At 63.4% G+C, this 13,853-nt stretch carries 14 protein-coding genes and 2 pseudogenes; 6 read left to right on the top strand and 10 right to left on the bottom strand.

Annotation, left to right across the window (positions count from 1 at the left end; genetic code table 11):
- Positions 1 to 233: 233 nt before the first annotated feature.
- The gene (locus ACZ6DT_RS39545) at positions 234 to 605 is read right to left on the bottom strand and encodes a hypothetical protein (protein ID WP_465605003.1); all 372 of its coding nucleotides are present in this window, start codon (positions 603 to 605) and stop codon (positions 234 to 236) included.
- Positions 606 to 796: 191 nt separating this feature from the next.
- Positions 797 to 1,702 carry a hypothetical protein gene (locus ACZ6DT_RS39540; protein ID WP_465605000.1) on the bottom strand — a complete coding sequence of 302 codons (906 nt, stop codon included), beginning with the start codon at positions 1,700 to 1,702 and terminating at the stop codon, positions 797 to 799.
- A gap of 461 nt (positions 1,703 to 2,163) precedes the next feature.
- Between ACZ6DT_RS39540 and ACZ6DT_RS39535 the strand changes: the two genes are divergently transcribed.
- From ACZ6DT_RS39535 to ACZ6DT_RS39525, 3 genes and pseudogenes are all read left to right on the top strand, one after another.
- On the top strand, positions 2,164 to 2,511 hold the full coding sequence (locus ACZ6DT_RS39535; RefSeq protein WP_465604998.1) for a hypothetical protein: 348 nt from the start codon (positions 2,164 to 2,166) through the stop codon (positions 2,509 to 2,511).
- 428 nt (positions 2,512 to 2,939) lie between these two features.
- Complete coding sequence (locus tag ACZ6DT_RS39530) at positions 2,940 to 3,530, top strand: helix-turn-helix domain-containing protein (protein ID WP_465604995.1); 591 nt, start codon at positions 2,940 to 2,942, stop codon at positions 3,528 to 3,530.
- A pseudogene (locus ACZ6DT_RS39525) lies at positions 3,415 to 3,834 on the top strand (transposase); the annotation flags it as partial. The gene ACZ6DT_RS39530 and the pseudogene ACZ6DT_RS39525, both read left to right, overlap by 116 nt.
- A 595-nt stretch (positions 3,835 to 4,429) precedes the next feature.
- Here ACZ6DT_RS39525 and ACZ6DT_RS39520 read toward each other — a convergent pair.
- Both ACZ6DT_RS39520 and ACZ6DT_RS39515 read right to left on the bottom strand, forming a co-directional pair.
- Positions 4,430 to 4,768 carry a GH25 family lysozyme gene (locus ACZ6DT_RS39520; RefSeq protein ID WP_465604992.1) on the bottom strand — a complete coding sequence of 113 codons (339 nt, stop codon included), beginning with the start codon at positions 4,766 to 4,768 and terminating at the stop codon, positions 4,430 to 4,432.
- A gap of 55 nt (positions 4,769 to 4,823) precedes the next feature.
- Positions 4,824 to 5,672, bottom strand: a complete 849-nt coding sequence (locus ACZ6DT_RS39515; protein WP_465604989.1) for an integrase core domain-containing protein — start codon at positions 5,670 to 5,672, stop codon at positions 4,824 to 4,826.
- 307 nt (positions 5,673 to 5,979) lie between these two features.
- Between ACZ6DT_RS39515 and ACZ6DT_RS39510 the strand changes: the two genes are divergently transcribed.
- Positions 5,980 to 6,624 carry a hypothetical protein gene (locus ACZ6DT_RS39510; protein ID WP_465604986.1) on the top strand — a complete coding sequence of 215 codons (645 nt, stop codon included), beginning with the start codon at positions 5,980 to 5,982 and terminating at the stop codon, positions 6,622 to 6,624.
- A 4-nt stretch (positions 6,625 to 6,628) separates the two neighbouring features.
- Here ACZ6DT_RS39510 and ACZ6DT_RS39505 read toward each other — a convergent pair whose 3' ends face one another.
- The 3 genes from ACZ6DT_RS39505 to ACZ6DT_RS39495 all read right to left on the bottom strand — a co-directional run bounded on the left by ACZ6DT_RS39505 (position 6,629) and on the right by ACZ6DT_RS39495 (position 8,779).
- Positions 6,629 to 6,982: a CU044_2847 family protein gene (locus tag ACZ6DT_RS39505; protein ID WP_465604983.1), complete on the bottom strand. Its 354-nt coding sequence runs from the start codon at positions 6,980 to 6,982 to the stop codon at positions 6,629 to 6,631.
- A gap of 539 nt (positions 6,983 to 7,521) precedes the next feature.
- Positions 7,522 to 8,358, bottom strand: a complete 837-nt coding sequence (locus ACZ6DT_RS39500) for a hypothetical protein (RefSeq protein WP_465604980.1) — start codon at positions 8,356 to 8,358, stop codon at positions 7,522 to 7,524.
- 292 nt (positions 8,359 to 8,650) lie between these two features.
- Entirely contained in the window at positions 8,651 to 8,779 is a 129-nt protein-coding gene (locus tag ACZ6DT_RS39495; protein ID WP_465604977.1) for a hypothetical protein, read from the bottom strand.
- Positions 8,780 to 9,024: 245 nt separating this feature from the next.
- On the opposite strand from ACZ6DT_RS39495, the gene ACZ6DT_RS39490 reads away from it, so the two are divergent.
- Positions 9,025 to 10,173 carry a hypothetical protein gene (locus ACZ6DT_RS39490; RefSeq protein WP_465604975.1) on the top strand — a complete coding sequence of 383 codons (1,149 nt, stop codon included), beginning with the start codon at positions 9,025 to 9,027 and terminating at the stop codon, positions 10,171 to 10,173.
- A 183-nt stretch (positions 10,174 to 10,356) separates the two neighbouring features.
- Here ACZ6DT_RS39490 and ACZ6DT_RS39485 read toward each other — a convergent pair whose 3' ends face one another.
- The 3 genes and pseudogenes from ACZ6DT_RS39485 to ACZ6DT_RS39475 form a co-directional block, all read right to left on the bottom strand.
- The gene (locus ACZ6DT_RS39485; RefSeq protein WP_465604972.1) at positions 10,357 to 11,112 is read right to left on the bottom strand and encodes a hypothetical protein; all 756 of its coding nucleotides are present in this window, start codon (positions 11,110 to 11,112) and stop codon (positions 10,357 to 10,359) included.
- A gap of 254 nt (positions 11,113 to 11,366) precedes the next feature.
- Positions 11,367 to 12,764: pseudogene (locus ACZ6DT_RS39480) on the bottom strand (IS701 family transposase); the annotation flags it as partial.
- 114 nt (positions 12,765 to 12,878) lie between these two features.
- Positions 12,879 to 13,058: a hypothetical protein gene (locus ACZ6DT_RS39475; RefSeq protein WP_465604969.1), complete on the bottom strand. Its 180-nt coding sequence runs from the start codon at positions 13,056 to 13,058 to the stop codon at positions 12,879 to 12,881.
- 244 nt (positions 13,059 to 13,302) lie between these two features.
- Between ACZ6DT_RS39475 and ACZ6DT_RS39470 the strand changes: the two genes are divergently transcribed.
- The gene (locus ACZ6DT_RS39470; protein WP_465604966.1) at positions 13,303 to 13,848 is read left to right on the top strand and encodes an IS3 family transposase; all 546 of its coding nucleotides are present in this window, start codon (positions 13,303 to 13,305) and stop codon (positions 13,846 to 13,848) included.
- Positions 13,849 to 13,853: the final 5 nt, after the last annotated feature.

Raw genomic sequence — 13,853 nt, 5'->3', positions numbered from 1 at the left:
ATGACCGGCCGAGCTGAAGCAAGACCAGATCGCCCGATCGGTTGTGGCGCCCCGCCGGGAGGGGGTCGGCGAGTCTCGCCGGCATTCCAAGGGCGACTCGAAGGTCAGGATGCAGAGTCGGAGGCCAGGCGTAGCGGATCACGCCCATTCCGAGCCGCTGTGAAGCGTCGCAAGTGGCGGGAAGGCGCCCAAGCCTGTTTCTTGGACCCGGGCCTCATCGACGACTGACCAGTCTACCTGGGTCGGGACTCGAAACAGGCCGCTTCGGCCGTGGTGTCGCCGGTGAGGGTGAAGTCGGTCAGTTTACCTTGATGGGCGGGGGTGCCCCTGGCGAAGACCGCGATGGCTCCGTGCTGATGGCAGTAGATCAGGCCACCTTGGTCAGCGATAGCGGCGACCTCAAGTGTCTGGGCGAGAATGGTCAGTGGGGCGCCGTCGTTGGCACGTAGTTCGGCGATTGCCTCGTCCGGGGTTCGTGTTCCGAAGGGGCGGCCCATCAGCCGGGCCAGTTCCTCGTAGTTGTAACTGCAGGCCGCGTCATGCACCGCACGCACCGGGCCGAGTAGCTCTTCGTCCATAGTGCGGCCCGTCAGGTCGACAGCCATGACCGGACCACACGCCGGCGAGATCCGGGACGGCATGGGGCTGAGGCTTCCCGTCGGGGCAGGACCGCTTGCCCCACTGTCCTTTCCTCCGAACTGAAGCCAGGCCGCCCCGGCCAGCAACACAAGGAGGATAGCTGCCCCTGCCGCGTACCATGCTGTCGTTCTTCTCATGACATTCCCGTGGTCGACGTTCAGCATTCGGGCGAGACGCTCAGGTGCTGCGGGTTCGGAACGGGAGTGACAACGTGATTTTCCTGGGTTTCGTAGGCGTTTCGATAGGAAGCCTGATGTCTTCCTGCGCAGGAAAACCCGGTCACCCGGAACGGTTTCCCGGCGTCGTTGACGACAACCTCCCTGGTTTCGGTGCCAGATTGGTAGACCACAGTAAGGTCGTAGTCGTAGGCGCCCTTGGTCCCCGATGCGGTCACGATCACCTCACTGGTTTCGCCGACGTCGAGCCCGATCGTGTGGGAAGGAAAGTACGGGCCCGCTTGCAGGACCGGAAACCTGTCGTCCAGTTCGAGCAAGGTCAGCGCCGATTCCTCCGCTCCTTGGGAGGGAACCCACACGAGGCCACCATTCAACGGAGGCGTCCGTTTACGGATCGCGACCCTGATGTCCGTGATCACGACCCGCCCGGTCCGCGGCCCTTCAAGGTGGAGCCTGATGACCTGACGCTTCAGGCTGGCGGCGCCGGTTAGACGGACGCTGCGCGCAAGCGAGTGATCGTAGGCGGCCATAGGCCGGGAAAGCCGCTCGATCAGATCGGCACCGAGAAAGCCGGGATCTTCACTCGCGTAGCCCCACGGCCCGTTATCGTTGGCCGACAGATCCGCAGTCACTCGAAATGTGGACGGTCCTTGGTCCGGCCCTTGCTCAGACGTCGAGCCGGACGACCGCAGCCAGATGACGCCCGTTGCCACGAGAACAGCTACCAGCCCAGTGATGAGCCACCACCGTAGCGCGGGGTGTGGGGTGATGTTGACGCTGCCGTGGATGTCGCGTGCCTGCACAACCTGATGGGTATTTCCCCACTGGGTGTTCCTTGAGGAACCACTGTCGTTGTCGGCCTGATCGGGGGACGTATCGCCGGTCATCAAACTCCCAAGATCACCTATTACTCCGATATCGTGACTCACCTCGTCACGATTGCCACACCCGCGAAAGAAGGCCCGATCATACCGGCACCTGAAGCTGGGCGTCGCCGACGCCGGAATGGGCAGCAAGGCTGCGGCGTTCCCGGGCCCGGCCGGCGGTGCGGGAGATCCGGTAGATCGTGGACACCGAACACCAGTACCCGCCTCGTCCAGCCCCCGGGTCCAAGGCTTACAGGATCGCCAGGTCCCGGTAGGCCGATCAGCAACATCAGCACCAGGTCGCGCTCGACGGCGTCCACCGCCTGCGGCGGTGGTGCATGGGGCAACCAGGGACCGTGACCGGCCCTTCAGGTTGGCAGGCCGATACCGTCGTTCTCGATACCCCGGTGAGCGCGTGAACCCCTCGCCGGCCCATAGGATCAAGAGACTTTGCCCGTGTCCGTTGCGAGGAAGGAGTTGCCGTGCCTGAACCGGTTCTGATTTCGATTGCCGCAGCGCTGGCGGCCCGTGGGGTCGTCAGCTTGTATGACTTGGTCAGGTCCAAGTTCGCTGACAACCCGGAGGCTGCAGCCGTGCTGGAAGCGGCTGAGGGCGCAGTGGAGAACGCATCGAAGATCGACGATCTCGCCGCTGCGATCGAGGAGGTTGAGACGGAAGACCCAGAGTTTCGCGACCGACTGCGAGAGGAATGGGCTCGCGTTAGTGTCGAGCAGCATGCAGACGTCGGAGGCGTGAACAACCTGGTGAATGGCCAGGTTACGGGCGCGGTTGTGCAGGCGCGCGACATACACGGCAACGTCTCGTTCTGAGCACGTAATGGCGTCGCGGCTTTTCTTCCTGCCCGCAAAACGTTCTTGCCTGCGTCACGACTGGAACGATGTAATGAAGATCCGTCCTATGCTCGGCCGGTTGCACGAGTGATGGCGAGACCGGCGGGAAATTCACGTGCTTTGGTGGGCTCATTCCTCGTGCGGCCGAAACGTGTACCAGGAACCCACCGACTCGCCTTCGCGCCACCGCGCCCTCATTGATCATGAACTCGCACCAGCCGCCAGCACCCTGGTACGCCTTGTCGGCGAAGGCGGTGACGTCGTTGGGAGTCAGCATGCCGATCAGGATCGCACCGATCCTCCATCTGTCATCGTCCACACCACCTGACAGCGCTGTCCTTCACACTAGCTAGTGCCTCATCAAGAAACGTTGACGTCGTAACCGTGTCGCGTGGACATCCGGGCTGGTGGTCGCGAGGCTGGGCGTGGAGGTGAGGCTGGTGGCGCGTCAGCCGGAGGTGTTCGCGCGGTCGTTGGAGCCGGAGGAAGCGCAGCGGCTGGTCAAGATCACGCGGTCCACCCGGGATCGGGTGCGGCTGCGGCGGTCCGGGATCGTGCTGGCTTCGGTGCAGGGCCGGTCCGCGAAGGAGATCGCGGCGATGTTCGCCGCGACAGAAGGCTATGTGCGGGAGGTGATCCACGCGTTCAACGAGTCCGGGTTCGCGACGTTGTCCCCAAAATGGAGGGGCGGCCGACCAGCTAAGTTCGGGCCGGCCGCCCGTGATCAGATCTGCCGCCTCGCGGCCTGTAAGCCTGCCGAACTGGGGCTGCCGAACACGACCTGGAGTCTGACGAAGCTGGTCGGCTACCTCGCCGAACACGCATGGGATCAGGGCGAGTACCGAGACCGTCCGGCGGATCCTGCGCGAGGAGGGCGTGTCGTGGCAGGCGACGAAGACCTGGAAAGCCAGCAAGGACCCGGACTTCGTGGCCAAGAAGAACCGCATCCTCGACCTCTACGACCGGCCGCCCGCCGACGGACAAGTGATCTGTGCTGACGAGTTCGGTCCGCTGAACCTGCAACCCCGCCCCGGCCGCGGCTGGTTCCCCCGCGGCCGTCCGGCTCGGCTGCGCGCGACCTACACCCGCGCAGACGGGGTCCGGCAGATGTTCGCCGCGCTCGACCTCGCCACCGGCCAGATGTTCTACCGGTTCCGCGATCACAAGCGCTGGCCGCAGTTCCTCGACTTCTGCAAGCAGCTCCGTCGCCGCTTCCCTACCGGGAAGCTCTACCTGATCTGCGACAACTACGGTCCCCACGGCAAAGCCGAGGTCAGGACCCGGTGCGCGGCCAACGACATCGAGCTGGTCTACACACCCAGCAACGCATCCTGGCTGAACTGGATCGAGTGCGAGTTTCACCGCGATCCGCTACTTCACCCTCGACGGCAGCGACTACCCCAGCCACAGCCCAGGAAGCCGCCATCGCCGGCTACCTCCGTTGGCACAACCGACACTGTCATCCCAAGCGCCACTTCGCAGTCAACTCGAAAATCCGCAGGTCCGATTACCTACCCAACGTTGCATGACGCGGCACTAGTAATCGAGGGGCAGGCTGTAGGTAGAGACTCAGAACCCAGTGCTACTCGGCCCGTCCTCGCCATACCGCCGGTGATGATGGCACCGGATCACGGACACCACCGGCAGCATGGGCTTCGGGTCGCTACTCAGTGGAGCCCCCAGATCGGGCGACGGCCGCGGCCTGCGATGCACTGGTCGTCGAACGTTTCTGGCCGCCTCCTATACAGCCGCCGCTATCTTTACAGTCCGGCTAAAGTGGCAACGAGAGGGCGTGAGTCCTCCTGCCGCCTGTCGAAGCCGGACCGAACCGGCGAGTCGTTCCATGTGGGCCAGGCGAAGCTTCGGATGACCTCAGCATCGCCGAATCTGGCAGGGCTTACGGTCCGGTGGCGAAAGCGGCGAGCTGCGCGGTTGTGCCGGCGAAGACATCCTGGTCGCCGGGGAAGGTGCCCGACTTGGCCCACTGGTAGAAGGTGTACGCGGTCCAGCCCGCGGGCATTCCGGGTGGCCCGCCGGCGTCGGAGGCCACCGGAGAGATCCACAACGGCGAATTGGCCGGAATGGTCGTATTACTGCCGGTGCAGTGGTTCCACCAGCCACGGGTCGTGTAAATCACCAGCCAGCGACCGACGGCGTCGTGCACCGTGGTGACGAAATCCGTGAGCCAGGCCGTGACCTGCTCCGGCGTACGGTTGTAACACCTGCGGGGTTCCACAAGTCGGCCGACGGCTCTGACAGGTAGGTTTACGCCGCCCGTTCGTACTCGTTGATCAGGCCCCGAGCACCTGCTGTCGCTTGATCCGCTGAGAGTTGAGGTCTGCCACGGGGTGGGTCGGCTGTGGTGGGCGAAGCTCGCGGGAACGGTGCGGCCGTCGACCGTTGTAATGTCGGACGTACTCGGCGAGCACGGCGCGCAGATGCCGTTCGCCCAGAATCAACATACGGTCGGTGAGCTCGGTTCTGACCGTGAGCACAAACCGTTCCGCGTAGCAGTTCGCCCGCGGGCAACGCGGAGGAATCCTTACCGCCTCGATACCGACGTCGGCCAGAACGGCATCGAACGAGGACGCGAACTGGCCAGCCCGATCACGGATGAGAAACCTGAACTCGTCGATGCGATCACCAAGATCCAGCATGAGATTGCGGATCTGCTGAGTAGTCCACCGGCCGTCCGGATTCGTTGTCGTGCCCAGAATATGGACGTAGCGGCTGCCGACCTCCAGCACGAAGAACACATAGATCCTCCGGAGGGTGAGCGCACAGTCGATGTGGAAGAAGTCGCACGCCAGCATCGTCGAAGCCTGCGTGCGCAGGAACTGCCGCCAGGTCGTGTCGGTGTCCCGGACCGGCACGGGAGGAACGCGTGCCCGCTTCAGGATCCGCCGGATCGTCGACGCGCCGACCCGATGTCCAAGCTTGAGCAGCTCACCCTGAATCCTCTTGTAGCCCCAGCTGTGGTTCTCCCTAGCCATCCGTTCGATCAACCCAGCGATCGCGTCGTCGACCGGTGGACGACCGACCCGGTGAGGATAGAACCACTTCGCGGCTACCAGCCGACGGTGCCAGCGCAGGATCGTGCCCGGGGTAACCAGCCGGTGTGTCCGCAGCGTCTTGGGCAACAGCCGCACCAACGCCGCGAAAACAGCCCGGCGGCCCAGACCAGACGAGGTTTCGGATTACCTCTGCGCAACACGGCGACCTCGTGGCGTAGCACCAGCAACTCGACGTCCTTGGACGCCGACGAGCGCCCAAGCAACACCAGCAGACCCATAAGCCGCAGGAAGATCAGATAGAGCAGACGCAACGCCATGACTGCCGATCATGCCCTGCCCGCCGAGCCTGCCATTAACCCAGGTCAGGATACATGAGCCGACTTCTGGAACCCCACAGGCCGCCGACCGTGACCGGGGGCGAGCGGTCAGCCTCTTGAACGAGGTGGTCGCTTCCAAGACCGAACCTGCTCACACGAAAGAGAGGGCAGCCAAGAAGCTGAGCTCACTTGCGCCCGAGCTCACTGTCTCGATCTACACCACCCTCGTCCAAGACGCCAGTTTCCCTATCACCCAACGCGTCGACTTCGCCGTCAAAGTGACGAAATCCGATCGCACGCGAGGAATCACGCTCATCAAGGACCTCATAGCCGTTGCGCCAAGCCCGCAAATTCTCGACCTTATCGACCGTTTGGAGTCGATCGATCGAGCGAGCGCCGTGGCGGAGTACCGGCAGGTCGCGGCATCGACCAGGGCGGACCGCAGGACTCGTTGGCGGGCGGCGAACAGAGCCAACGAGATCGACCCGCCTCGGGAAACCCATTCGCAGTCACAGCCTTCGAGTGGTAGCACGATCGACGATGACATCTCCCACCTGAGCAAACGAAGACAACTCCAGCTCCGTGTCACGCAAGCCGGAGACAGGAAACTCCGGCCCGAGGAACGTCTTACGGCTGCGGAAGCGGCGGCGAAACTCAATCCCACTGAAGGCAAGGCGGCATTACAGGCCCTCATCAACGATCGCAAGACTCCGAAGCCGGTACGAACTAAGGCCGAGAGAGCGCTACGCCGGATCTGCTGACAAGTCAGTCATCGCCGCCGGGCTTCCACTCCATCGTCACCTTGAGATTCGCCTTCGCTGTGCCCTTCACCAAGATCGCTGTGAGCTTTCCGCTCTCCACGCCGACCTCGCAGCCGAACTCGACAGCCACCTTGGCAGGCTTCACCTTCGCCAGTCCGCGCTCAACGGCATCAGTCACAGTGCCGGCAACACTACTCAGAGTTTCAGTGAAGTCCTCGAACCTGAGCAACCTCCCCGCGACCTCTTCATCGCCCTCCCCGGCAACCGGACGGGCTTCCACATAGAGAGTGCGGTCGCCTAGCCGAACAGGAACGATGGCTGCAGCAGACGGCTGGGCTCTCTCAAGATAGTCATCCATCCGATCACCTTGGCCAATCGCCGGCGCAGACACCAGGGGCTACTCGCACCCCGAACCGCGACATCCGCCAACGGTGTCATACCGCGCTGAGCCGTTCCGATCAGGGCCTCGGCATGACGTGCCCTTCACGTCACAGGTTGGTAAGGACTCGGCCCGCGCGAACATTCGTCCCGCAGCGGTGAACCCGGAACATCGCTCGTCCACCGCCGTCGCAGACTCGCGCTAATACTCCACCTGCAGATCGTGATCTTGCTGGGGACCCCACGCCTGCCATGCAAGCCGGTGAGATGTCTCTTGGACGGGATGCGGCGGACCTGTGGGGTTCAGAACTCGGTCGCAGGCGTTGACCGGACCGTCCATGCGGCTGCGTGCTCGTACTCGTTGATCAAGCTGTCCGACGACGGGTCGGCGAACCCGATCCTGTCGCCGTAGCCTCTTTGGCGTCCATGTCCGTGACGTCACACAGGTATATGACAGCACGTAACCACCAACGTGGCACCAGGATTCCGGCTCAACTCGCGGGCTGCGCTCAAAGTAGGTCAGACTTTGATTGTCTCGACTGACCCGTTGACCACGACACTCGAAGTCGCCCTTCCTTCTGCGGCACGCACGGCGAGAAGGTTCTGCACTAGCCTGGCGATCGGGGTTAGGTGAGGCATCAGGAGTACGGCGAGGAACAACCATGCGGTTGCCTGTACAAGGTCGCCGATGGATCCGAACAGCGACAATCCGAAGATTGGCGGAACCGTGACGAAGACGATCAACAGCTTGACGAACGGGGCGACATGTTCGCGATCTTCACGAACACGCGAGACATCGCGCGAGTGGAACCCGACATCACCTTCGTCGTTGTGTGCCTCGACTGTCCAGTTCCGAGCTTCTTCTCCGGTTGCCAGCAGTCTGACAGTGATCGACGAGCCTTTTTCGATGTGCCCTATCCGGAAGACAGCTTCTCGATCGGATTCTTCCGAGCCGATATCTCGAAGCACCCCCATCTCACGCTGCGGTTGCGGTCGACAAGCCGCTTCGACGATGCTGGCGCCTTCGGGAACCGCGAACCTAATCAGCTCGTCCTTCACGACCCGGTTCCCGGTGTTCGAGATGGTGCATTCAATCACGGCAAGATCTTGCACAGATCTCCCCTTGTAGGTGATGCCGAGGTGCTGAGCGATCTCATCCTCGGCACGCGCCAGACCTACTTCTGTTCGTGCATGCCACGAGATCTGCCTACGTGGTTCGTTGCGCCGCTTGAAGCGTTCGGTGAGCAAGGTCATCACTCCGCCGAAGACGGCGCCGATCGCAGCCAGGACGACCTTGAACGCAACACCGTTGGTATCGATGCTGGCGGAGTCGGCCGCCACGTTCAGCAGCATCACCGGACAGTCTCCTGTTCGAGCGGGCCGGCTGATGCGGCTACCTTCACCGTCGGTCTCGGACTTGCCATTGACGTCCTCACTTTGTTTCCACAGCAACCTGCATATCACTAGTCGGTACACCGTCACGTGCTGTTACGAGGGCGGCTTCGGTCCCCTCTAGAGCCTTGGCGGGTTATCGCTCTATTCCTTGCTGACCTGTGGGTGCCGAGAACTGTGTCACATCGTGCGACCTGCTGATATTCGTGGATCAGTCCACCGAGCAGATCACGCCGACGAACCCGTCCGACGCCAATCATCCGGTCGGGACCCAGCCCTCGGCCAGGCAGTTGCTGGTCCAACGAGCGACGGGCCGATGCTGGTTGAAGTGATCGACATACTCGGCCAACACCTGCTCCAGATGACGCCGGTTGACAATGAGCATCCGATCCAGGCACTCACGACGCACACTGCCCACCCACTCAGGTCGCCTGATCCCGGTGCCTCCGCAGGAAGATCACGCGGTATTTGCCGGCCCGGGCGCGACAGCGTTCCAGCGCGGCAGCACTGCGCCCGGGCGTCCTCGTCCACACGGCACCGGGTCCACCACGGCTTTCTGGGCGCGTTTTGTCGGTGGCTCCCTGTACGGTCGCGGCTGTGAGCCGTTCCTTCTTCGACCGGATTTCGGTGATGCGGGTCGATCGCGATGGCGCGATGTCGATCGTCTTCGTCGATGGTCGGGTCGTGTCCGCATCCAGCACCCGCGAGATTTTCGAACGGACCAGCGCCATCACCTCGTCCGCTTACCACCCGCACTCGCACCAGTTGCATCTTCAGACCAAACGCGGCCACAACATCGTCATAGATCTCCCCGAACCGGCCGAACTCGCACCGCTGGACGGCCGTCCCACGATCTACCTCGACCAGAACCACTGGAGCACGCTCACCAACACCATCCACGAGCCCCACCGTGTCCCCAGCGAACACGAACGCGCCGCAGCACAGCACATCATCACTCTGGCGACCGAGCGGCGAATCGTGCTGCCCATGTCCTCTGCTCACATGTCGGAAACCTGCAAACAGGTCGACGTCGAACAACGATATCGGCGAGCACTGACCATCCTGCGCCTCTCGGCAGGCTGGCAACTTCGTGACCCGCTGGCCCTTCGGCAGTTCGAGCTACGACAAGCCCTGACCGTACGCTTCCACGCTCGGTGCCTCATCCCACCAGCGGCGGTCACGCTCAAGCCCAACGCCATCCACGACGGACGCGACAAGAGCCTGGATGAGGTGGCCACAGACCTGCCTGCTGAAGCTCGCTGGGCCATCCACGCCATCCGATGTATCGGCGGGATAGCCGACACCATGCTCAACGACGACCACGTGCCACACGACCCGGTCCCCGGCTGGGCAGCCGGCTTTCAGCAGTTCACGGATTTCCTACAGGACAACCCCTCCGGAAAGGAACTGAAGCGCCGCCGGACTCACGCGAAGTTCATGGCGGACTCCAGTAAAGAGATCACCCTCGCCGCAAGCAAGTCCGACATCACCACCGATGACCTGTCCAACTGGCTCTTCAACGACAGCGAGGAAGACGTCAGCAGGATGCCTTCCCTCGGCTTGTTCCGGGAGGTCCTGCACGAGAAGCTCGCGAAGCCAGGGCTCCGCTGGGAACACAACGACCTCACCGACATGATGTACCTGACGACCGCGGCAGGCTACTGCGATCACGTCGTCGGCGAACGATCACACGCCTCGCACCTCGCCAACAGCGTCCGAAGGCTCCGCCGCACCGTCCGCATTCACCGCAACCTGCAGAGTCTGGTCGAAGAACTCTGAGAGAGCCCCTGCGCGGCCGTCGTCGGTAGGTTTCCGCGCCTCTGAGGACATACTCGGCAGTGAGCCTCTGATTAGACCACCTACCCGAGTTGACCCAGGTGACGATGTGGTGGACCGCTCGGCGGATCGCGGCAGTGGCAACAACGTACGTGCTCGTCGCGACGAGCACGAAGCGACCTCGTCTCAACCGCAGACCGCATCATCGACGACTTGCTCACTGTTCCAGCGCGCGCGGACAGCACGCATCAGCAGGCGCGAGCGCTCGGCACCCAGACCGAAGATCCTCATCAGACTCTCTGCCGAGACTGGACGTTGGTGCTCTTCACGATGACGACGGTCAACCTCGACGGCTTTCGCAACGAGCTCGTCGTCGATCTTCGACAAGCTCGATCGCCTCGTAGGCGATGGGGAGGCATCGGCCGGATGAGGTTCCGCATCCGAGGAAGTTTTCCGGACCGCTGGTGCGACTAGACTCGACGACACCGGCTGAGCAACAGACTCCTCAACTGACGGTGCCGCGGACGCGAGCTCACGAAGTAACGTAGGTCCGACATCCGCCCAGCCGATCAACAGAAGCGGCCCGACGGCGTCGAACAGCGCACGGCCGACCTCTCCCGCGACGAGTGGTTCGGCCACGTTCAGGGCCAGCGTGACGATGCTGGACACCAGCAGTAGCCGCCGAGCCGACCGGATTACCTCGGCGGAGGCGCCACGCAGCGACAGCTGCCGGATCGCGATCAGCAGCGCCAGGACAGACAAGTCCACGGCGGGCGCGACCAGCGGAGCAACCCACCCGGATACGCCGAGCCGAAGCCCGAAGGCCAGGACATTGCCGAACCCGAACAGGAACGTCAGCCCAACGATGACACCGAGAATGACCGTGACCAGCTGCAGAACAGCGTCACGCTCAACCGGAAAGCCAACAGCTTTGACAGACACGAGTAACTCCTCGTAACCAGCATTCCAAGATCAACTGGCGACATTCAGGCGACCGGAACGCGTCGAAACGCGTTCGAAACCACCCCAGCGAGGAGGAACGAGAGACTGCAGACCTGGGGAAACAGAGGAAACGCCTGGTCGGGAAGTAGTTCGATCTTCCCTGACACGGAAGAGGTCACTGGTTCAATCCCAGTATCGCGCACCATCTGTTTTTGCAGGTCAGAAGCCCTGTCCCTCCTCGGAGGGGCGGGGCTTCAGTCGTTAAAAGGTGATGAAAAGGCGATGGCCTTCGGGGCGGTATAAACTGCCCGTCACGGAAGGTGACGTGCAGGTGTGGGAACCACTCCCCCAGCTTCGTGCGCTCACTCGGAGTGAGCGCGACCAGAGACCCGATCCTGTGGGGTCTCGAGCGCTTGCAGAATCTGCTGACGCATCAACGGGGTCACATGGTCGTAGACCCTCGCGATGCCCTTCATCTTCTGACCCAGCCGTGCCCGCCGGGCGACCTCAGGAATGCCGTCCTCCGTCAGCCAGGTGCTGTGGCTGTGCCGCCCTTCGTGGAAGGTGAAGGTCGGCAGGATCGGCTGCACCACTTCCGCCGTCCGCGTGTGTTCAGCGTCACTGCCATCCCACACCGGGCGCCAGTAGCGGTTACGAAAGTTCGACCGCCGGCGGCGCCAGGTTGACCAGCCCATGGTGTCGATGACGGTGTATGCGGGTTCGATGACGAGCTTGCTGTAGAGGTGCCTGCTCTCGTTGCGTGTCAACGAGATCAGGCCCTGTGGCGTGTCGGCGCGGGCGTGAGCGGCGGCGATCGCGAGGAAGGCGTGCGCGAGCATGACCAGAGTGGTCCACCGATATCAGGAGGTCCAGGTCCTGACCTGGTGTTCGTCGAGGCCGGTGAGTTCTTTGCCGGTCTGGAAGGTTTCCTCGATGGTCCAGCGTCGCCCGGCGATCCGGGCCAGCTCGGGCAGCGACGCCGGGCGGGGGCTGTAGCAGCGGTAGAACGCGGTCTCGCCGGTGCGCCGGTGGCGGCGCATCAGCACCCAATGATGACCCGGTTTCCCGGCCAGGTGCAGCCGGATCCTGGCCCACAGGTAGTAGCGGAGGCCTTTCGCCCCGGCCCCTGCCGAGAGTTTCTGCCAGGCGGGTTTCGGCAGCCGGTCGGCCAGCTCGTCAACGCGGACGTAGCCGCCCGAGCCGGGGACACGATGGTCGCAGGCCACGGCCAGCACATAGGCCTGTTCGCGGGCCTCGAGCGGGTCACGCAAACCGGCGGCGTCCTTGCCGTAGGCCTCGTCACCGGTCACCCAGGCCGCCGGGACACCCGCGTCCAACACCCGGAGGATCATCGACAACGCGAGCGCGGACTTCGTGGCGAACGCGGTCGTGGCCGGGACACCCGCGCGTTCCCGCCGAGCCGGGTCCTCGGCCCAGCTCCGAGGAAGGTAGAGCTCCCGGTCGATCAACGTGTGCCCACGCCGCGCCGAATAGGTCAGGAACACCGACATCTGCGAGTTCTCGATCCGCCCCGCCGTGCCCGTATATCGCCGCCGCACCCCAACCGACCGGTCGCCTTTCTTCACATCCCCGGTCTCGTCGACGATCAGCACCGCCCCAGGATCGGCAAGGTGCTCGAGCACCCAGCCACGCGCCCGGAGCAGCGCGTAGGTGTCGCTGTCGAAGGCGATCAGGACAGCGACGTCGAAGTCGAAGGATCGGAAGGCCGAGAACACCGCGTCTGCGCGGGTGTCCGCGCCCACGGTTCAGACTTTTACCTGAATCTGGTTCCGATCAGCCGCGAGCAGGTCGTAGGACTTGACGGAGTTCGGAGCCAGCTCACCGCCATAGACCAGTTGGACCAGGTGTTCGGCGTAGTCACCCCAGGGCGCGTTCCGGGTTCGCACCACGCCTCGGTGACGCAGCTCCTGCAGAATCGCAGGCATACCCAGCCAGCAGGTCCGCAACAGAGGCCGCGCTCAGATCCCCGAACGGTCCGCCCACGGGTCCTCCTTTGCGCAGATCTCGCACCTCAAAGCCACGCCGTCGGCGGCCAGCCCCGAACATCGTCTCGCCGACTGCGTGCTCGACAAGGACAAGTTCTGGGTGAACGTCGTCCTGCCCGCCGGGATCACCGAACAAGAACTCGCCGAGAAGACACGCGCGTTCGTGAAGTGCCCGGGTTAGGCGTTGCTACTGAAATACATCGAACAAATCCATGCCGATTCACGATCCACCTACGGCTCTCCGCGGGTGCACGCGGAACTGACGCTCGGGCTCGGGTTGCCGGTGAACCGCAAACGGGTCGAGCGACTCATGCGCGAGGCCGGAATCCAGGGCCTCTACCGGCGCCGGCGCACCTGGACCACGATCCGTGACCCGCACGCAGATCCCAGCCCGGACTTGGTCAACCGCCAGTTCACCGCGAATGCCCCGGACCGGTTGTGGGTCACCGACATCACCGAGCATCCCACCGACGAAGGAAAACTTTACTGCGCCGCAGTCATGGACGCCTATTCCCGACTCGTCATCGACTGGTCCATCGCGCACCATATGCGCACCGAACTAGTCACGGACGCTTTCTGCATGGCCATCCTGCGCCGCACCCCGGAGTACAACACCACCATTCTCCATTCCGACCACGGTTCCCAATACCAATGCCACTTAGTTAAGCCGTACGTTTCAGGACGTTCGGGTGCGGGTCATAGTGTTCCTGCTGGTGGCGAGGCGTCTTGATGGGG

This window comes from Amycolatopsis sp. NPDC041971 (assembly GCF_055588925.1).
Note: the sequence above shows the minus strand (reverse complement) of the source record. Positions and strands in the feature narration are given on the sequence as shown.

Excerpts from the sequence above, each read along its gene's own strand:
- ACZ6DT_RS39540 (WP_465605000.1), bottom strand. The coding sequence starts at position 1,702 with ATGACCGGCGATACGTCCCCCGATCAGGCCGACAACGACAGTGGTTCC.
- ACZ6DT_RS39475 (WP_465604969.1), bottom strand. The coding sequence starts at position 13,058 with ATGCCTGCGATTCTGCAGGAGCTGCGTCACCGAGGCGTGGTGCGAACC.
- ACZ6DT_RS39495 (WP_465604977.1), bottom strand. The coding sequence starts at position 8,779 with ATGCTCATTGTCAACCGGCGTCATCTGGAGCAGGTGTTGGCCGAGTAT.
- ACZ6DT_RS39545 (WP_465605003.1), bottom strand. The coding sequence starts at position 605 with ATGGCTGTCGACCTGACGGGCCGCACTATGGACGAAGAGCTACTCGGC.
- ACZ6DT_RS39490 (WP_465604975.1), top strand. The coding sequence starts at position 9,025 with ATGCGGGTCGATCGCGATGGCGCGATGTCGATCGTCTTCGTCGATGGT.
- ACZ6DT_RS39505 (WP_465604983.1), bottom strand. The coding sequence starts at position 6,982 with ATGGATGACTATCTTGAGAGAGCCCAGCCGTCTGCTGCAGCCATCGTT.